We start from the raw sequence: 16,980 nt of genomic DNA, 5'->3' as shown, positions 1-16,980 counted from the left end.
GAGGAATTCATGAACCGCGCCGCCGCTGCCATTGACGAGACGACGATCGACGTCGACGATTGCTGGAACCGGATCGGCACGCGCGGCGACCGCACGTGCGAGCGGCTGAACGAGTGCCTGCGCTGCCTGAACTGCCCGGTGTATGCGTATCACGCGGCGAAGCTGCTCGAGCGCCCGCTCGGCGGGGCGGAGATGGCCGACGCCACGCGCCGGATGAGCGCGCCCGGCGCGCCGCACGTGCGCGACGCCGACGCCGATACGCGCCATGCGGCGCTGGCGTTCCGCGTGGCCGACGAATGGCTCGCGCTGCCGATCGGCGTGCTGCGCGAGATCGCCGGCACGCGGCCGATCCATTCGCTGCCGCATCGCCGCAATTCGGCCGTGCGCGGCGTGGTCAACATCCGCGGCACGCTGCGCATCGCGATCTCGATCGGCGCGCTGCTCGGACTCGATGTCGGCAAGGGCGGCAAGGGCGGTAAGGGCAGTGACGACGGCCGCTTCACGCGGCTGCTGGTCGCCGCGCACCAGGGCGAGCCGGTCGTGTTTCCGGTCGACGAAGTCGAGGGTGTGTTGCGTTTCGGCGCATCCGACTGGGTGCCCGTGCCGGCCACGGTCGGGCGCGCGAGCGCCGGCCTGTCGCGCGGCGTGCTGTCGTGGCGCGGGAAGTCGGTGGGCCTGCTCGACGACGACCGCCTGTTCGACGCAGTCACACGGAGCATGCGATGAGCGGCGATGACGACCTGAGCCACCTGTCGCTGCTCGAGCTGTATCGCGAGGAGACGCGCACGCAGACCCAGGCGCTGTCCGAGCGGCTGCTCGCGCTCGAGTCGGGCGAGCCCGATTCCGTCGCGCTCGAGGCATGCATGCGCGCCGCGCATTCGCTGAAGGGGGCCGCGCGCATCGTCGGCGTGCCGCTCGGCGTCGACATAGCGGGGCGGATGGAGGAGTGCTTCGTCGCCGCGCAGGCCGGCACGATCGCGCTGACGGCCACGCACGTCGACGTGCTGCTGGCGGGCGTCGATTTGCTGGTGCGCGTCGGCGATCCGCAGGCGCAGCCCGTGACGCAGACGGAGATCGACGTGTTCGCGGCGGCGCTCACGGGCGCCGACGGCGCGCAGACGATGCAGGTGTCGGGCGCCGTCCCGCCGCAGGCGCCGCCGACGGTCGTGCCGTATCGCGAGCACGACGGTGCCGCGAACGAGCCCGTCGGGGCGAGTGCCGCGGTGCCGCCGCTTGCGGTCTCGGGCGCGGTGCCCGATCCGGCCCAGGCCGGCCGCGTGGCCGGCGCCGGCGCGATGCGCCGCGTGCGCGCGGATACGCTGAACCGGCTGCTGAGCCTGTCCGGCGAATCGCTGGTCGAATCGCGCTGGCTCAAGCCGTTCGCCGAATCGATGCTGCGCGTGAAGCGCGCGCAGCGCGACGCGGCCCGCTCGCTCGATTTGATGTATGAACAGTTCGCCGACGATCTCGACGCGGGCATGCTCGCGTCGATGAACGAAGTCCGGCACATGCTGAACGACCTGCAGCGCTCGCTCGCCGAGCGCATGGACGAATTCGACCGCTTCGAGCGGCGCAGCACGCATATCGCCGAGCAGCTGTACGACGAGGCGCTGCAATGCCGGATGCGGCCGTTCGGCGACGCGACGCGTGCGTATCCGCGCATCGTCCGCGATCTCGCGCGCTCGCTCGGCAAGCAGGTGCGTTTCTCGATCGTCGGCGAGGGCACGCAGGTCGATCGCGACATCCTCGACCTGCTCGACGCGCCGCTCGGCCACCTGCTGCGCAACGCGATCGACCACGGCGTCGATTCGCCGGAGGCGCGGCGCGCGCGCGGCAAGCCGGCCGAGGCGAGCGTGACGCTGGAGGCGCGCCACAGTGCCGGCTCGCTGCTGGTCAGCGTGATCGACGACGGCCCGGGCGTCGACATGGACGCGCTGCGCGCGGCCGTCGTGCGCCAGCGCCTGACCGACGACGAGACGGCCGCGCGGCTGTCCGATCCCGAACTGCTCGAATTCCTGCTGCTGCCGGGTTTCTCGATGCGCGATGCGGTGACCGACGTGTCGGGCCGCGGCGTCGGTCTCGACGCGGTGCAGGAGATGGTGCGCGGCGTGCGCGGCGCGGTGCGGATCTTCAACGAGCCGGGCGCGGGCATGCGTTTCGTGCTGCAGCTGCCGCTGACGCTGTCGGTGATCCGCAGCCTGCTCGTCGAGGTCGGCGGCGAGCCGTATGCGTTCCCGCTCGCGCACGTGCGCCGCACGCTCGAACTCTCGCACGACGATATCGACGTGCTCGAAGGGCAGCCGCATTTCCCGTTCGACGGCCGGCGCGCGGGCCTCGTCGCCGCGCATCAGCTGCTCGACGCGGGTGAGCCCGACGTCGCGCGCACGAGCACGGCGGTCGTGGTCGTCGGCGGGGAACCCGAGCTGTACGGCGTCGCGGTCGACCGCTTCCTCGGCGAGCGCATGCTCGTCGTGCAGCCGCTCGACAGCCGCCTGCACAAGATCCAGAACATCGCGGCCGGCGCGCTGCTCGAGAACGGCGACCCGGTGCTGATCGTCGACGTCGAGGACCTGATCCGCTCGGTCGACAAGCTCGTGCGCGGCGGGCAGCTCGCGCGGCTCACGCGCGACCCGCAACTGGCGCTGGCCGACCGGCGCCGCCGCGTGCTCGTCGTCGACGATTCGCTGACGGTGCGCGAGCTCGAACGCAAGCTGCTGGAAAAGCGCGGCTACGACGTGACGGTCGCGGTCGACGGGATGGAGGGCTGGAACGCGGTGCGCAGCGATGCGTTCGATCTCGTCGTCACCGACGTCGACATGCCGCGCATGGACGGCATCGAACTCGTCACGCTGATCAAGGGCGATCCGATGCTCAAGCGCGTGCCGGTGATGATCGTGTCGTACAAGGATCGCGACGAGGATCGCCGTCGCGGGCTCGATGCGGGCGCCGACTACTACCTCGCGAAGAGCAGCTTCCACGACGAGGCGCTGCTCGACGCCGTGCACGACCTGATCGGGGACGCGCGAGGATGAACATCGGCATCGTCAACGACTTGCCGCTGGCCGTGGAGGCGCTGCGCCGCGTGATCGCGCTGCGCACCGACCATCGCGTGCTGTGGGTCGCGACCGACGGCGACGAGGCGGTGGATTTCTGCGTCGCGCATCCGCCCGATCTCGTGCTGATGGATCTCGTGATGCCGAAGGTCGACGGTGTCGCGGCGACGCGCCGGATCATGGCGCGCGCGCCCTGCGCGATCCTGATCGTGACGGCGAGCGTCAGCGCGAACACGTCGTCGGTCTACGAGGCGATGGGCGCGGGTGCGCTCGACGCGGTCGACACGCCGACGCTCGCGCTCGGGCTGTCGGCCGACGGGTCGCCGCAGGCGCTGCTCGCGAAGATCGACCAGATCGGCCGGCTGCTCGAAAGCCGTTCCGCGGCGCTCGTGCCGCCGGGGCCCGCGCCCGAGCGCGGCCAGCCGACGCTCGTCGCGATCGGCGCATCGGCGGGCGGGCCGACCGCGCTGACCGCGCTGCTGCGCGCGCTGCCGGCCGACTTTCCGGCGGCGATCGTGATCATCCAGCATGTCGACCAGGCGTTCGCGCTCGGGATGGCCGAGTGGCTCGACGGCTATACGCGGCTGCCGGTGCGCGTCGCGCGGCAGGGCAGCGTGCCGCAGGCCGGCGAGGTGCTGCTCGCGGCGACCAACGATCACCTTTACCTGTCGCCGCGCGGCGTGCTCGGCTATACGCGGCATCCGGTCGAGACACCATACCGGCCGTCGATCGACGTGTTCTTCAACAGCGTCGCCGACGGCTGGCAGGGCGAAGCGTTCGGCGTGCTGCTGACGGGCATGGGGCGCGACGGCGCGCTCGGCCTGAAGGCGATGCGCGCGAAGGGCTGCCACACGATCGCGCAGGACGAAGCGACGAGTGCCGTGTACGGAATGCCGAAGGCGGCCGCCGCGATCGGGGCGGCGTCGGCGATCCTGCCGCTCGAACGGATCGCGCCCCAGCTGATCTCGCGCATCACGCGTCCGCTGCGCGACTGACGGCGTTCAACGGGCCGGCGACGCCGTCCCGTTCCGCTGCGCCGGCGGCCGCATTGCGGGCGGCGCGGGGCGTCGCGTACTCGCGTACTCGCGTACAATGGCGGCCTGCGGAGATGGCATGCCTCCCTGCGGTCGTACGCGGCGCGTTGCGCACGGTGCGGCCCTCAACCGCCGGTAAGCCCGGCTGATGATGCCTGCGTGTTCCTGGGTCGTCAGGAGGTCGCAGGCCGTCCATGCGGTATTCTGCCGCCCAGGTTTTGATGTTCCGTCGAATCTGGAAATCATGTTCTTCACGACTTCTGCCGATCTTCTCGCGACCGTGCGCTACGTGTGCCGCTGGCTCGCGCTCTCGGCCCTGCTTGGCGCACTGGCCGGCACGGCTTCCGCCTTGTTCCTGATCGCGCTCGACTGGGCGACCGGCACGCGCGTCGCGCATCCGTGGCTGCTGTGGGGGCTGCCGGCGGCCGGTTTCGCGACCGGCTGGATCTACCATCGCTTCGGCCAGTCCGTCGCGCGCGGCAACAACCTGCTGATCGACGAGATCCACGACCCGAAGGTGCTCGTGCCGAAACGGATGGCGCCGCTCGTGCTCGTCGCGACCGTCGTCACGCACCTGTTCGGCGGCTCGGCCGGCCGCGAGGGCACGGCCGTGCAGATGGGCGGCGCGCTCGCCGATCGCGTCACGCACGTGTTCCGTCTCGATCGCGAACATCGCCGTGTGCTGCTGATGGGCGGCATCGCCGCCGGTTTCGCATCGGTGTTCGGCACGCCGCTCGCGGGCGCCGTGTTCGGGCTCGAGGTGCTGGCGATCGGGCGCGTGCGGTATGACGCGCTGCTGACCTGTGTCGCATCCGCGATCGTCGCGGACGTCGTCTGTCGCGCGTGGGGCGTGCATCACACGGCCTATGCGATTCCGTTCGTGCCGGCCGTGTCGGCGACGGGGCTGGCCGTGACGGTCGTCGCGGGCGTGGCGTTCGGCGTGGTCGGGCGGCTGTTCGCGTTCGCGACGCATGCGCTGACCGCGTGGTTCCGCCGCGTCATCCGTTATGCGCCGCTGCAGCCGCTGCTCGGCGGCCTGCTGGTCGCCGCGGCTGCGACCGCGTTGAACGTGCCGCAGTATCTCGGCCTCGGCATCCCGACGATCGAGGCCGCGTTTCGCGGCCCGTTGCCGCTCTACGACTTCGCGGGCAAGTTCGCGTTCACCGTCGTCACGCTCGCGTCGGGGTTCAAGGGCGGGGAAGTGACGCCGCTGTTCTATATCGGCGCGACGCTCGGCAACGCGCTCGGCCAGGTGCTGGCGCTGCCGGTGCCCGTGCTCGCGGGGCTCGGCTTCGTCGCGGTGTTCGCGGGCGCGGCCAACACGCCGATCGCGTCGACGATCATGGCGATCGAACTGTTCGGCGCGGACATCGGCGTGTATGCGATCGTCGCGTGTGTCGTTGCGTATCTGTTCTCGGGGCACGCGGGGATTTATCGCGCGCAGCGCGTGGCGGTGGGCAAGGGCGCGCAGGCCGAAGCCGAATGACACGGGCGAGGCAATGCGATGCGGTTTCCCGCCTTCATGCGCCTGAACTGCAGGCGGTTCTCGAGCGACGGCACGCCCGACCGCGTGGCGGGCGACATCGAACGCTTCATCGTGGCGTCGATGCCGTCGAGTGAACACGATCCGTGTCCGGTCGCGGGCGGCGGCCCGACGCATCCATGCGGCACCCGCGGTGCCGGAAACCGGGAGCACGACATTCAATGACGCTGGAAGACTTTCTGATCGAAGCGCGGCGCCTCGCCAGGCCATGCCGTCAATACCGCTTCGCGAGTGGCGGTGAACCCGTCACCGGCTACTGGCATGGCGTTGAAGCAGGTGCGCCGTGCGTTTCCGTCGAGCGGGACGGCACCTGGCTGAACGTGTATCTCGACGAAGGCGGGACATCGGGCCGCGTGGACCCCGCCGCGCAACCCGTGCGGTCGGAACGCCCGCTGTGCCGGTCCGACGCCACCTCGCTCCCGCCGGTCGAAGCGGTGTTCCGCTTCGGCTCAGCCGCGATCGACGCCTATCTCGACGCGCACGGCTGGCAACGCGACTGGGGATTCAACGGCAACTTCAAGGGCATCGCGGCACACGACTACGAGCGTGAGTGGATGGCGCAATGCCCGCTCTACACGGGCGGGGTGGTCGCCGTCGCGGGCGGGTGGAACATGCACTGGCCCGACGACGACGAACCGGTCGATCTCGATCTCGTCCTCTGGACGTTCGAGGAAGCGGAGCCGTGGGTCGAGGTGTTTTGCGACGGCGGCTGGTACTCGGTGATCCAGCGGATCACCTAGCGCGCCGGCATCCGTTACGGCTTCGGCAGGCGCGCGACATGGCGCGCCAGCAGTTCCTCGATATCGATGCCTTTTTCGGCCAGCAACGCCGTGACGACACCGTTCAGTTCGCCGAGCGTTTCCTTGACCGATTCCCGGATCGTGTCCACGACCACCTGCGTGCTGCGCTCGATCTCGATGTTGACCGTGTCGTTGACGCCTTTCGCATCGAAGGTCGTCGCGCGTCGCGTTTCGGGAATCAGCCAGACATCGAACCAGCCTTCGTCGCGGTTGACGTCGGACACCGTCAGGCTGCAGCCGTTGATCGCGATATAGCCCTTCGCGAACACGTACCGCTTGAATGCGTCCGGCACGCCGATGCGCACCATCCGGTTATGCTCGGACGATGCGATGTGCCGGATGGTCCCGGTGAAGTCGACATGGCCGGACAGCGGATGCCCGCCGATCTCCGCGCCGTCCTTCGCGGCCCGCTCCACGTTGATCCGCGCGCCTGTCGTGAGGTCGGCCAGCGTGGTGATTTTCAGGCTCGGCAGCATCACGTCGAAGTCGATCAGTTCCGGCGAATGGATGGTCGTCACCGTCAGGCAGACGCCGTCGACCGAGACGCTGGCGCCGATCTCGATGTCGTCGGTAAACCGTTCCGGGAATTCGATGCTGAAGGTTCTCAGTTCCCCGTGGTCGGCGATGGTCTTGATGGTGGCAACGCCCTGGACAATTCCTGTAAACATGGTCGATCCCTTGTCGCAAACTTGCTGGCCCACATGATAAGGGATACCGGAAGAGGCGGCCTTGCGGCGCGCGGCTTCCGGCGGGGCGGGCGGAATTCGCGGCCGAAAAAAAGGCCGTGCATCTGGCACGGCCTCGATCCGGATCCATTTGTCGACGCGCGCCGGCGGTGATGACCGCACCACCGGCGCGCGTCGCGCCCTTCTGGCGTCACGCCTCGGCCGGCTCGCCGAGCGGCCCGGCATGATTGTCCGCCGTGCGCCGCGGCGAATCGGCGAGCCCCTTCGCGAGTTCCAGCGCCTGCCGCTCGAACAGCCGGCGATAGATGCCGCCGTCGATCCGGATCAGCGCGTCGTGGCTGCCTTCCTCGATCACCTTGCCGCGGTCGAGCACCAGCAGCCGGTCGAGCGCGCGCACGGTCGACAGCCGGTGTGCGACCACCAGCGTCGTGCGACCGACCATCAGCCGCTCCATCGCCTGCTGGATCAGCAGCTCGCTTTCGCTGTCGAGGCTCGACGTGGCTTCGTCGAGGATCAGGATCGGCGCATCGGCGAGGAACGCGCGCGCGATCGCGACCCGCTGGCGTTCGCCGCCCGACAGCTTGATCCCGCGTTCGCCGACCAGCGTGTCATAGCCGTCCGGCAGCGCGGCGATGAAGTCGTGCGCGCTGGCGAGCCGCGCGGCGCGCTCGATGTCGGCCCGGCTCGCGTCGGGGCGCGCATACGCGATGTTCTCGGCGAGCGTGCGGTGGAACAGCACGGGCTCCTGCTGGACGATCGCGATCTGGCTGCGCAGCGAATCCTGCCGGACCTGCGCGATGTCCTGGCCGTCGATCGTGATGCGGCCGCCCGACACGTCGTACAGGCGCTGGATCAGCTTGATGAACGTCGTCTTGCCCGACCCCGAGTGGCCGACGAGGCCCACCCGCTCGCCCGGCGCGATGCGCATCGAGAAATCGTCGTACAGCGGCACCGGATGATTGCCGTAGCGGAACGTCACGTGCTCGAAGCGGATCTCGCCTTGCCCGATCCGGATGGCCGGCGCGCCGGGACGATCGTCGATGCCGAGCGGCTGGCGTTCGAGCGCGACGAGTTCTTCCATGTCGTTCACCGAGCGCTGCAGGTTGCGGATGTGCATGCCGACGTCGCGCAGGTAGCCCTGCAGCATGAAGAACATCGTCAGCGCGAACGCGATGTCGCCGACGCTCGCCTCGTCGTTTGCCCACAGCCGCAGCGCGACGCCGATCATCGCCGCCTGCATCGCGACGAGCATCGCGCCCTGCAACCCGCCGTTGAGCGTGCCGCGCACCCATGTGCGGCGCGTGCGTTGCCGCCACTTGCCGATCACGCGGGCGAGCCGCGCTTCCTCGCGCGTTTCCGCGCCGAACGCCTTCACGACCGCGTTGCAGCTCACGGCATCGGCGAGCGCGCCGCCCATGCGCGTATCCCACAGGTTGCCGAGCCGGGCGGCCGGCGCGACGATGCCGAGCGACACCGCAACCGTCACCGTGATGTACAGCAGCGAACCCGCGCCGACGACGAGCCCCATCACGGGCCAGTGCGTGCCGAGCAGCACGGTTGCGCCGACGAGCATCGTGACCGACGGCAACAGCGCGATCAGCACGGTGTCGTTCAGCAGGTCGAGCGCCCAGATGCCGCGCGTGATCTTGCGCACGGTCGAGCCCGCGAAGCTGTTCGCGTGCCAGTCGGTCGAGAAGCGCTGCACGCGATGGAACGATGCGGCCGCGATCTCGCTCATCATCTTCAGCGTGAGCGTGATGATGTTCAGGTAGACGCCTTGTCGCAGCACCGTCGCGCCGAGGCCGAGCGCGGCGAGCGTGCCGAATGCGACGAGGGCCGCATGCCACGCGGCGGCGCGGTCGGTCAGGCCGGTCGACAGCGCGTCGACGAGGCGGCCGGCGAACAGCGGCGTGAGCACGTCGGCGAGCGCGGCGAGCAGCGCGAGGCTCGCGACCGTGGCGGTGCGGGCCGGCTGCTTGCGCCAGTAACGGAAGGTGAAGCCGAAGACGGCCTGGAATGCCTGGCCGCCCAGATGGGTGGTTTTTCTGGTCATTTATCGTTGCCCGGCGCATCGCGCGACGGGGCTTTCCGGTTGGGCGAACATCGAAAACGCAACAGCCGGGCCGCGCGGAAACCGTGCGGCGAAACGAAACGGGCTGTCGGGAAACGGCGCGGCTGACGGGTTAGCGGAAAACTCGGGAGCCGGCGCGGACGGCGGGCTGGATCAGCTGCGCCGTGGGACCACGTTCGGGAAGGTTGCTGGCATTCGGAACATCTGCACCTCCCCTGAAGTGAACGGTTGAAAGGACGCCGAAAAGACGTGGAAATGATTCTATCAGCAGCGCCGGGCGCCCTGCAACGTCTGACGATTGCGGCGTTGCAGCGTCGATACGGTTAGTATTCAGGGCTTCGGCCCTTCTTTTGCGGGCCTTCCACAGTGCGGCCGCGCAGGGGCCGGCACACGCATCGATTACACTTCGACGTTTGCGGCGCACCGCGCCGAGACCCTCGCAGATTCACCACGATACATTCCTGAGGAAACGATGAGCGACGTTCAGCAAGGCATCCTGACCCCGATCGATACGGCGGCCCGATACCTCACTTTCACGATGTCGAACGACGGCAATGTGGCGGCGGCGCTGGCCGCGCTGCGCGAGATCGTCGACGGACGCGACACGGTCGTCGGGTTCGGGCATGCGCTGGCGGCGCACCTCGGGCACCCGGTGCCGGGCCTGACCGGATTCCCGGCGTTCGCGGTGAAGGACCGCACGCTGCCGGCGACCCCGGCCGACGTGTGGGTCTGGCTGCGCGGCGACGATCGCGGCGAGATCGTGCTGCGCGCGCGGGCGATCGAACGCGCGCTGGCGCCGGCGTTCGCGTTGCAGGATGCGGTCGACGGTTTCCGCTATTCGAACGATCGCGACCTGTCCGGCTACGAGGACGGCACCGAGAACCCCGAAGGCGACGAAGCCGTGGCCGCGGCAATCGTGACCGGGCAGGGCGCGGGGCTCGACGGTGCGAGCTTCGTCGCGGTCCAGCAATGGCTGCACGACTTCGAGCAGATGGAGCGCATTCCGTCGGGCGACATGGACAACATCATCGGGCGCCGCCGCTCGGACAACGAAGAACTCGACGACGCACCCGAGTTCGCGCACGTGAAGCGCACCGCGCAGGAAAGCTTCGAGCCCGAAGCGTTCATGCTGCGCCGTTCGTCGCCGTGGTCGGACGCGCGCCGCGCGGGCCTCTACTTCGTGGCGTTCGGCTGCTCGTTCCGCGCGTTCGACGTGCAGATGCGCCGGATGAGCGGCGCGGAAGACGGGATCGTCGACGGCCTGTTCCGCTTCACGCGGCCGCTGACGGGCGCGTATTTCTGGTGCCCGCCGATGAAGGACGGCAAGCTCGACCTGTCCGCGCTCGGACTGTAAGCGCCTGGCGGAATCGACGAACGGGGGGCCGCGCATCGTGCGCGGCCCCCCGTTTCCTTTTGCGCGGCGGTTTGCGCGGCGCTCGTGTGTCGTGTGCGTTGCGTGTCAGTTCAACGTCGTGTCGATCCGCGTGCCGCGCTTGATGAACTGCGTGACCGGCGTCTTCTCGCAAATTTCGGCGAGGCGCTGGCGTTGCGCATCGTCGAGCGGGCCGTCGAGCGTCACGACACGGCGCACGTACTGCGTGCCTTCGCGATCGGCATGCAGCTCGGTGCGCACGTCGATACGCGCGGCCGGCCACGCCTTGCGCTGCATGTACATGCGCAGCGTCGCGGCCGTGCATTGCGCGAGGCCGGCCAGCACGAATTCATAGGGCGCCGGCCCGCGATCCTGGCCGCCCTCGCGTGGGGCTTCGTCGCCGGTCAGCGCGTGGGTGCCGGCCTGAAGCTGGACGACGTAATCGGGCGCATCGGCGTCGAGGACGGCGGCGGCGTGGATGAGCGACATGGCAAGTCTCCGGTCAGCGGGAAAAGGAAAAAGGGAATAAGGGAGCCGGGAAGCGGAAAGTGGGCGCCGCGCGGCGGCGCGCAGCCGTCAGCATACCGCCCCGATGGCGATGGCGATGGCGATGGCGATGGCGATGGCGATGGCGATGGCGATGGCGATGGCGATGGCGATGGCGATGGCTACGGCTACGGCTACGGCTACGGCTACGGCTACGGCTACGGCTACGGCTACGGCGCGCGCGATGCGGCTACGCGTCCGCGCCGCCGGCACTGCTGCGCACGAGCGCGGCGATGCGCTCGCGTACCCACTGGTGCGCGCGATCGGCGTCGCGCGATTCGTGCCAGTACGCGAGGAGCGGGAACGGCTTGAGCCGCAACGGCAGCGGCCGCACGACGATCGGCAGCATCGCGGCCATCCGCAACGCATAGGTGTGCGGCAACGTGACCAGCAGGTTGCCGGTCGCGGCGATCTGGCACGCGGCGAAATAGTGCTGACAGGTGAGCCGGATATCGCGAAAGCGGCCGTCGTTGCCGAGCAGCACGTCGAGCGATTGCGGCTCGCCGAGCGACGACACCGCGACATGCCGCGCCGCGAAATAGTCGCCGCGCCGCAACGGCTCGCGCGCAAGCGGGTGATCGCGGCGCAGTGCGACGACGAGCGAATCGTCGAGCAGGTGTTCGGTGGCGATGCGCGGGCCGGTCGGCACGCGGCGATCGACGGCGAGATCGAGATTGCCCGATGCGAGTTCGCGTTCGATCCCGGCTACCGCGATGCGCCGGCTCACGAGCCGCAGGCCCGGCGCTTCGTCGGCGAACGCCGCGACGATCCGCGGCAGCGCGATCGATTCGAGCACGTCGCGAATGCCCACCGCGATGCTCAGGTCGAGCGTCGCGGGATCGAATGCCGACGGTGCGCGCGCGGTGCCTTGCAGGCCCTTCAGGTGCAGTTGCACGTCCGTGATGATCGAGCGCGTGCGTTCGGTTGCGACCACACGGTTGCCCTGGCGCACGAACAGCGGATCGTCGAAATGCGCGCGCAGCCGGTTGAGCGCGTGCGTGACGGCCGGCTGCGTGAGATGCAGCGCGCGGGCGGCCGCGCCGATGCCGCCATGCACGTAGACGGCGTCGAGCACGCGAAACAGGTTCAGGTCGAGACGATGGTCGGCGGGCACGGGGCGCGGGTGGCGTGGTGAATGGTGGAGCGATTCTAAAGGATGCGCAGGCAACGGATACGCGGGCTTTCCTGCGTGGCGATCGGCGGCATTGAATACATGGGAATATCGTTTGCGCCGATATTCGGCGGTGCATTTATCCGGATACCCGCCGCAATTCGTCGTTATGAAAATGCGCGGATTTCGATGCACATGATCGCAACAATTGGCGATATCGGCCCGTGCAATTCCGCACTGGCCCACCAGCAACCCCTGGCAGCCTGTAGTAATCCGCCATCATGCTGTCCACCTCGGCCATTTCGCGCCAAAGCCGCGACCCGTTCGGCTAAGATGCCGTCGCTTCATATTTCGGGATAGCCGTCCTGTCGCACGCATTCAAACCAAATATAAGCCTGACAGTTCGACGGTATTAGAAGAAGTCGAAACAAGTCGGGGGCTTGGCCAGTGAATGCAGCAGATCAGAGATGGGTCGTTATCTATTTGAGTACGGGGTTTTCGTTGGCCCAGGCCGCGCGTATTGGCGAGGCTTTCAACCTGGCGAATCGCCTGCACGCATACAGTGCTGACTACCAGTTGAAGTACGTATCCGAAAGCGGGGGGCTGTTGCAGTCGTCGTCCGGCGTGAGCATCGCGGCCGATCCGCTCGGCGACGAGCACGGTCGCCGCGCGCTCGCGTTCTTTCATCTTCACGGCGACCGTGCGGCCGTCAATTGGGACGACGCATTGCAGCGTCGCCTCACCGACATCCGCCGCCATGCGCGCTGGATCGTCGACGCGATGGACCTGCCGACGCTCGCGGCCATGCAGCGACCGTCGGCGGCGATCGAAGGGCGGCCGGGCCGGGCCGGCCGCCGGGTCGCCACGACGGTCGAGTTGCAGGCCGGCGAAGCCGACGTGTTCGCCGCGGTGCTCGACATGTTCCGCGTCGATCTCGGCGACGGCGCCGCGCAGGAGATCGCCAGCAACATGCTGCGGCCGGTCGAGCAACGCTATGCGCAGTCGATGTGGGCCTTTCGCGAGCTGAGCGCGAGCCCGTCGATCCGGATGTCGGCGCAGCGGCTGCGCGCGCAGAGCGTGAGCCGCATCTCGATCGCGAACGCCGCGCAGGCCGCTGCGATGAGCGAGCGCAATTTCCTGCGGCGCTTCAAGAAGGAGATCGGCGTGACGCCGACCGAATTCGTCCAGCACGTGCGGCTCGAGCGCGCCTGCCACATGCTGGTCCACACGACGCTGCCGGCCGACAAGGTCGCGCGCCGCACCGGGTTCGGCAGCGGCGAGCGGCTCGCGAAGCTGTTCCGCCAGCGCATGCTGATGTCGCCGACCGAATTTCGCGTTTCCGAGCGAGAACGGATCCTCACCCGCGGCGCGCCGACGCCCGATGCGCACGGGGAGGCCTGCGACGGCGCCGGGGGGCAATGCACCACGTGTGCCACCGCGCGGGAAAAAACCGGACGGATACCCGTAGAATCGTCCTGTCGCGATTTCGATCCCCGGTTTCCATGTCCTTCCTCCCCACCACCGCCACCGCCCCTTTCTGCCCGTCGGAAGTAAAGGGCAGCATCACGATCGATGCCGGCGCGCCGCGCTGGCAGAAGCTCAAGCGCTTCTTCGGCCCCGGCCTGCTGGTCGCGATCGGCTACATGGACCCCGGCAACTGGGCGACCGACATCCAGGCCGGCTCGCAGTTCGGTTATTCGCTGCTATGGGTCGTCGCGTTCTCGAGCCTCGCGGCGATCTTCCTGCAGATGCTCGCGGCGCGGCTCGGCCTCGTGGCGGGCAGGGATCTCGCGCAGGCCAGCTACGACCGCTACGGGCGGTTCGGCCGCATCGTTCAGTGGGTGACCGCCGAGGTGTCGATCATCGCGTGCGACATCGCGGAAGTCCTCGGCTGCGCGCTCGCGTTCAAGCTGCTGCTCGGCGTGCCGCTCGCGTGGGGGATCGTGCTGACCGCGCTCGACACGGTGATCGTGCTCGGCCTGCAGGGCAAGGGGTTCCGGCAGATCGAGGCGATCGTGCTCGCGCTGATCGCGACGATGGCGTTCTGCTTCGTCGCGCAGGTCGCGATCACGCCGCCCGACTGGCACGCGGTGGCCGGCGGGCTGGTGCCGGGCGATCCGGGCCACGACCGCAAGGACGCGATCGTGCTCGCGCTCGGCATCGTCGGCGCGACGATCATGCCGCACAACCTGTACCTGCATTCGTCGGTCGTGCAGACGCGGCGCGTGGTCGGCGGCGCGCGCGGGGTGATCCGCGACACGCTCGCGCTGGTGCGCATCGATACCTGCGTGTCGCTGTTCGTCGCGATGCTCGTCAACGCGGCGATCCTGATCGTCGCGGGCGCGGCGTTCCATGCGACGGGCCAGCACAACGTGACCGACATCGAGCAGGCCTACAACCTGATTACGCCGATCGCGGGCGGCGCGGCCGCGTTGCTGTTCGGCATCGCGCTGCTCGCGTCGGGGCAGAGTTCGACGCTCACCGGCACGATCGCCGGCCAGGTGATCATGGACGGCTTCCTGCATACGAAGATTCCGTGCTACCAGCGCCGGCTGATCACGCGCGGGCTCGCGCTCGTGCCCGCGCTGATCGGCGTGCTGTGGCTCGGCGACGGCTCGGTCGGGAAACTGCTCGTGTGGAGCCAGGTGCTGCTGAGCCTGCAGCTGCCGTTCGCGATGTGGCCGCTGATCCGCTCGGTCAGCGATCGCAACACGATGGGCGAGCACACGATCGGGCGCGGGATGCAGGCCGCCGCATGGGCGCTGTTCGTCGTCATCACCGGCACGAACCTGCTGCTGATTACCGGTGTCGCGGGCTGATACAGCCTGTCACAGGCTGACACAGTCGCGCGGCGCGCATGCGGTAAACTGCGGCCTTTCGATCGTCGTCCGAAGTCCGTTATGTGGAGTGAAATCAGCAACATCGGCGATGCCGCGCTGACCTTGCCGATCGCGCTGACCTGCGCGGCCTGGCTCGCGCTGACCGACTGGCGCCTCGCCGCCCGCTGGGGCGTGCTGCTCGCCGCCGGCATGGGCGTCGTCGGCGCCACGAAGATCCTGTATGCCGGGTGCGGCATCGAGCTTCCGCAATTCGATTTCCGCGTGATCAGCGGCCATACGATGCTGTCGACGTCGGTGTGGACCGTCGCGCTGTCGATGCTGTGGCAGGCGTTCCGGCCGGGCAAGGTGCCCGGCATCGCGGCCGGGCTGGCCATCGGCGCGGTCACGGCCGTCGCGCGCGTGTTCGATCATTCGCATACCGTTCCTGAAGTGATCGTCGGCTGGATGCTCGGCGCGCTGGTCGCGCTGGTGTTCCTGCGCGGCTACGACGGTGTGCGGCAGCGCGCATTCTCGCCGCGCGTCGCGGCTGTGTGCCTGCTGCTCGTGTCCGGCATCGCGTACGGGCACCGCGCGCCGTTCCAGCAGATGATCGACACGCATTCGCCGCAACTTTGCGCGTTCGTGCGCGCGCCGTCGGGCGACGGCTTCTGACGGTCGCCGGCCGCAGCGCCCCGGCGCCGCTTTCCTGCCGCATTCGCCCGGCGGTTGCACGATTCCACGCCGCCCGTCTTCCCGATTGCTTCCTCGCCTGCGCGGAACGCGACCCTCGCCATGACACGATTCGACGAACCGGCCGGTCTGCGTGACCGGCCGCGCCGGCTTGCGCGTGCGTGCCGATACGCGAAGGTCATGAGCCGGGCCTATGACCGGGCATAACGAAGATTCATTTCATCGATCGGCGGCATTCGCGTACGCTGGCTGTCGTTCAACCGGGGCAGGCTGCCCGGCGTGTCCGGCGCGCGTCACGCTCATCTCGATATACTCGCGGAAACCGTGCGGCGCCTCGTGATGGCCGCGAAGGGTCAACCGGCCCGCGCTGGCGGGAACCGGCACGGAACATCCGTCGCGGCAGCGTTCCGCGACGACGATTCACGATAGGAGCAGGTCACATGACAGTCGTTTCTTCGCGCCTTGCCGGCAAGTGCGCATACATCACGGGCGCCGCGGGCGGCCTCGGCCGCGCGATCGCGCGCCGGATGGTCGAGCAGGGCGCGCGCGTGTTCGTGACCGACATCGCCGACGCGGCGGTGCTCGACGCGTTCGCGCAGGAACTCAACGCAGGCCATGCGACGCCGGTCGCGTTCGCCGCGACGCAGGACGTGCGCGACGAAGCGCGCTGGCAGGCGCTGCTCGCGCAGGCGGTCGACGCGATGGGTGGGCTGTCGGTGCTCGTCAACAACGCGGGCGTCGGCTCGATCGGCTCGCCCGCGCAAATCGAGCTGAACGAATGGCGGCGCGTGATGGCGATCAACGTCGAGAGCATCGTGCTCGGCTGCAAGCATGCGCTGTCGTATCTGGCGGAAAGCCATCCCGCATCGATCATCAACATCTCGTCGGTGGCCGCGTTCAAGGTCGAGCCGGATTTCACCGCGTACAACGCGTCGAAGGCGGCCGTCGCGTCGCTCACGAAGTCGGTCGCGATCGACTGCGCGCGCCGTGAGATCGACGTGCGCTGCAATTCGATTCACCCGGCGTTCATCCGCACGGGGATCGTCGAGCCGCTGTTCCAGTCGCTCGGCGAACGCGACGCGACGCGCAAGCTCGCGCGCGGCATTCCACTGCGCCGGCTCGGCGAGCCGGACGACGTCGCGCACGCGGCCGTTTATCTCGCGTCCGACGAGAGCCGCTTCGTGACGGCCGCCGAACTCGTGATCGACGGCGGCATGTGCGCGGTCTGACGCGCATCCCGAACCACAACGATTGG

At 68.9% G+C, this 16,980-nt stretch carries 14 protein-coding genes and 1 riboswitch; of the genes, 10 read left to right on the top strand and 4 right to left on the bottom strand.

What is annotated here, in order from left to right:
* Positions 1–9: 9 nt before the first annotated feature.
* The 5 genes from DPV79_RS28105 to DPV79_RS28080 all read left to right on the top strand — a co-directional run bounded on the left by DPV79_RS28105 (position 10) and on the right by DPV79_RS28080 (position 6,370).
* The gene (locus DPV79_RS28105) at positions 10–726 is read left to right on the top strand and encodes a chemotaxis protein CheW (protein ID WP_113047027.1); all 717 of its coding nucleotides are present in this window, start codon (positions 10–12) and stop codon (positions 724–726) included.
* Complete coding sequence (locus DPV79_RS28100) at positions 723–3,032, top strand: hybrid sensor histidine kinase/response regulator (RefSeq protein WP_059484111.1); 2,310 nt, start codon at positions 723–725, stop codon at positions 3,030–3,032. The genes DPV79_RS28105 and DPV79_RS28100 overlap by 4 nt, the downstream gene beginning before the upstream one ends.
* Positions 3,029–4,048 carry a chemotaxis response regulator protein-glutamate methylesterase gene (gene cheB, locus DPV79_RS28095; RefSeq protein ID WP_113047026.1) on the top strand — a complete coding sequence of 340 codons (1,020 nt, stop codon included), beginning with the start codon at positions 3,029–3,031 and terminating at the stop codon, positions 4,046–4,048. Before DPV79_RS28100 ends, cheB begins: the two co-directional genes overlap by 4 nt.
* A gap of 100 nt (positions 4,049–4,148) precedes the next feature.
* Positions 4,149–4,252: riboswitch (Fluoride riboswitch) on the top strand.
* A 79-nt stretch (positions 4,253–4,331) separates the two neighbouring features.
* Entirely contained in the window at positions 4,332–5,573 is a 1,242-nt protein-coding gene (locus DPV79_RS28090) for a voltage-gated chloride channel family protein (protein ID WP_113047025.1), read from the top strand.
* Positions 5,574–5,791: 218 nt separating this feature from the next.
* Positions 5,792–6,370, top strand: coding sequence for a hypothetical protein (locus DPV79_RS28080; RefSeq protein ID WP_113047024.1), 579 nt, complete (start codon positions 5,792–5,794; stop codon positions 6,368–6,370).
* A 14-nt stretch (positions 6,371–6,384) separates the two neighbouring features.
* On the opposite strand, the gene DPV79_RS28075 is transcribed toward DPV79_RS28080, so the two are convergent.
* Positions 6,385–7,098, bottom strand: a complete 714-nt coding sequence (locus tag DPV79_RS28075; RefSeq protein ID WP_048022213.1) for a riboflavin synthase — start codon at positions 7,096–7,098, stop codon at positions 6,385–6,387.
* Positions 7,099–7,306: 208 nt separating this feature from the next.
* The gene (locus tag DPV79_RS28070) at positions 7,307–9,169 is read right to left on the bottom strand and encodes an ABC transporter ATP-binding protein (protein ID WP_059684495.1); all 1,863 of its coding nucleotides are present in this window, start codon (positions 9,167–9,169) and stop codon (positions 7,307–7,309) included.
* 490 nt (positions 9,170–9,659) lie between these two features.
* Here DPV79_RS28070 and DPV79_RS28060 point away from each other — a divergent pair, with 490 nt between their 5' ends.
* Positions 9,660–10,541, top strand: coding sequence for a Dyp-type peroxidase (locus tag DPV79_RS28060; protein WP_021157611.1), 882 nt, complete (start codon positions 9,660–9,662; stop codon positions 10,539–10,541).
* A gap of 105 nt (positions 10,542–10,646) precedes the next feature.
* On the opposite strand, the gene DPV79_RS28055 is transcribed toward DPV79_RS28060, so the two are convergent.
* Complete coding sequence (locus DPV79_RS28055) at positions 10,647–11,048, bottom strand: OsmC family protein (RefSeq protein ID WP_059591685.1); 402 nt, start codon at positions 11,046–11,048, stop codon at positions 10,647–10,649.
* Between the two features lie 247 nt (positions 11,049–11,295).
* Positions 11,296–12,219: a LysR family transcriptional regulator gene (locus tag DPV79_RS28050; RefSeq protein WP_059675043.1), complete on the bottom strand. Its 924-nt coding sequence runs from the start codon at positions 12,217–12,219 to the stop codon at positions 11,296–11,298.
* 498 nt (positions 12,220–12,717) lie between these two features.
* On the opposite strand from DPV79_RS28050, the gene DPV79_RS28045 reads away from it, so the two are divergent.
* From DPV79_RS28045 to DPV79_RS28030, 4 genes are all read left to right on the top strand, one after another.
* Positions 12,718–13,770 carry a helix-turn-helix domain-containing protein gene (locus DPV79_RS28045; RefSeq protein ID WP_059684485.1) on the top strand — a complete coding sequence of 351 codons (1,053 nt, stop codon included), beginning with the start codon at positions 12,718–12,720 and terminating at the stop codon, positions 13,768–13,770.
* Entirely contained in the window at positions 13,719–15,035 is a 1,317-nt protein-coding gene (locus DPV79_RS28040; protein ID WP_027791010.1) for an Nramp family divalent metal transporter, read from the top strand. Before DPV79_RS28045 ends, DPV79_RS28040 begins: the two co-directional genes overlap by 52 nt.
* 81 nt (positions 15,036–15,116) lie before the next feature.
* Entirely contained in the window at positions 15,117–15,707 is a 591-nt protein-coding gene (locus DPV79_RS28035) for a phosphatase PAP2 family protein (RefSeq protein ID WP_021157606.1), read from the top strand.
* A gap of 458 nt (positions 15,708–16,165) precedes the next feature.
* Positions 16,166–16,954, top strand: a complete 789-nt coding sequence (locus DPV79_RS28030) for an SDR family oxidoreductase (protein ID WP_113047023.1) — start codon at positions 16,166–16,168, stop codon at positions 16,952–16,954.
* Positions 16,955–16,980: the final 26 nt, after the last annotated feature.

Source organism: Burkholderia reimsis (assembly GCF_003294055.1).
In the GTDB taxonomy this organism is placed as follows: domain Bacteria; phylum Pseudomonadota; class Gammaproteobacteria; order Burkholderiales; family Burkholderiaceae; genus Burkholderia; species Burkholderia cepacia.
Note: the sequence above shows the minus strand (reverse complement) of the source record. Positions and strands in the feature narration are given on the sequence as shown.

Bases quoted from the DNA above. Each gene is read 5' to 3' on its own strand.
- DPV79_RS28055 (WP_059591685.1), bottom strand. From the start codon at position 11,048: ATGTCGCTCATCCACGCCGCCGCCGTCCTCGACGCCGATGCGCCCGAT.
- DPV79_RS28060 (WP_021157611.1), top strand. From the start codon at position 9,660: ATGAGCGACGTTCAGCAAGGCATCCTGACCCCGATCGATACGGCGGCC.
- DPV79_RS28035 (WP_021157606.1), top strand. From the start codon at position 15,117: ATGTGGAGTGAAATCAGCAACATCGGCGATGCCGCGCTGACCTTGCCG.
- DPV79_RS28070 (WP_059684495.1), bottom strand. From the start codon at position 9,169: ATGACCAGAAAAACCACCCATCTGGGCGGCCAGGCATTCCAGGCCGTC.
- DPV79_RS28040 (WP_027791010.1), top strand. From the start codon at position 13,719: ATGTCCTTCCTCCCCACCACCGCCACCGCCCCTTTCTGCCCGTCGGAA.
- DPV79_RS28090 (WP_113047025.1), top strand. From the start codon at position 4,332: ATGTTCTTCACGACTTCTGCCGATCTTCTCGCGACCGTGCGCTACGTG.
- DPV79_RS28080 (WP_113047024.1), top strand. From the start codon at position 5,792: ATGACGCTGGAAGACTTTCTGATCGAAGCGCGGCGCCTCGCCAGGCCA.
- DPV79_RS28105 (WP_113047027.1), top strand. From the start codon at position 10: ATGAACCGCGCCGCCGCTGCCATTGACGAGACGACGATCGACGTCGAC.
- DPV79_RS28100 (WP_059484111.1), top strand. From the start codon at position 723: ATGAGCGGCGATGACGACCTGAGCCACCTGTCGCTGCTCGAGCTGTAT.
- cheB (WP_113047026.1), top strand. From the start codon at position 3,029: ATGAACATCGGCATCGTCAACGACTTGCCGCTGGCCGTGGAGGCGCTG.
- DPV79_RS28075 (WP_048022213.1), bottom strand. From the start codon at position 7,098: ATGTTTACAGGAATTGTCCAGGGCGTTGCCACCATCAAGACCATCGCC.
- DPV79_RS28030 (WP_113047023.1), top strand. From the start codon at position 16,166: ATGACAGTCGTTTCTTCGCGCCTTGCCGGCAAGTGCGCATACATCACG.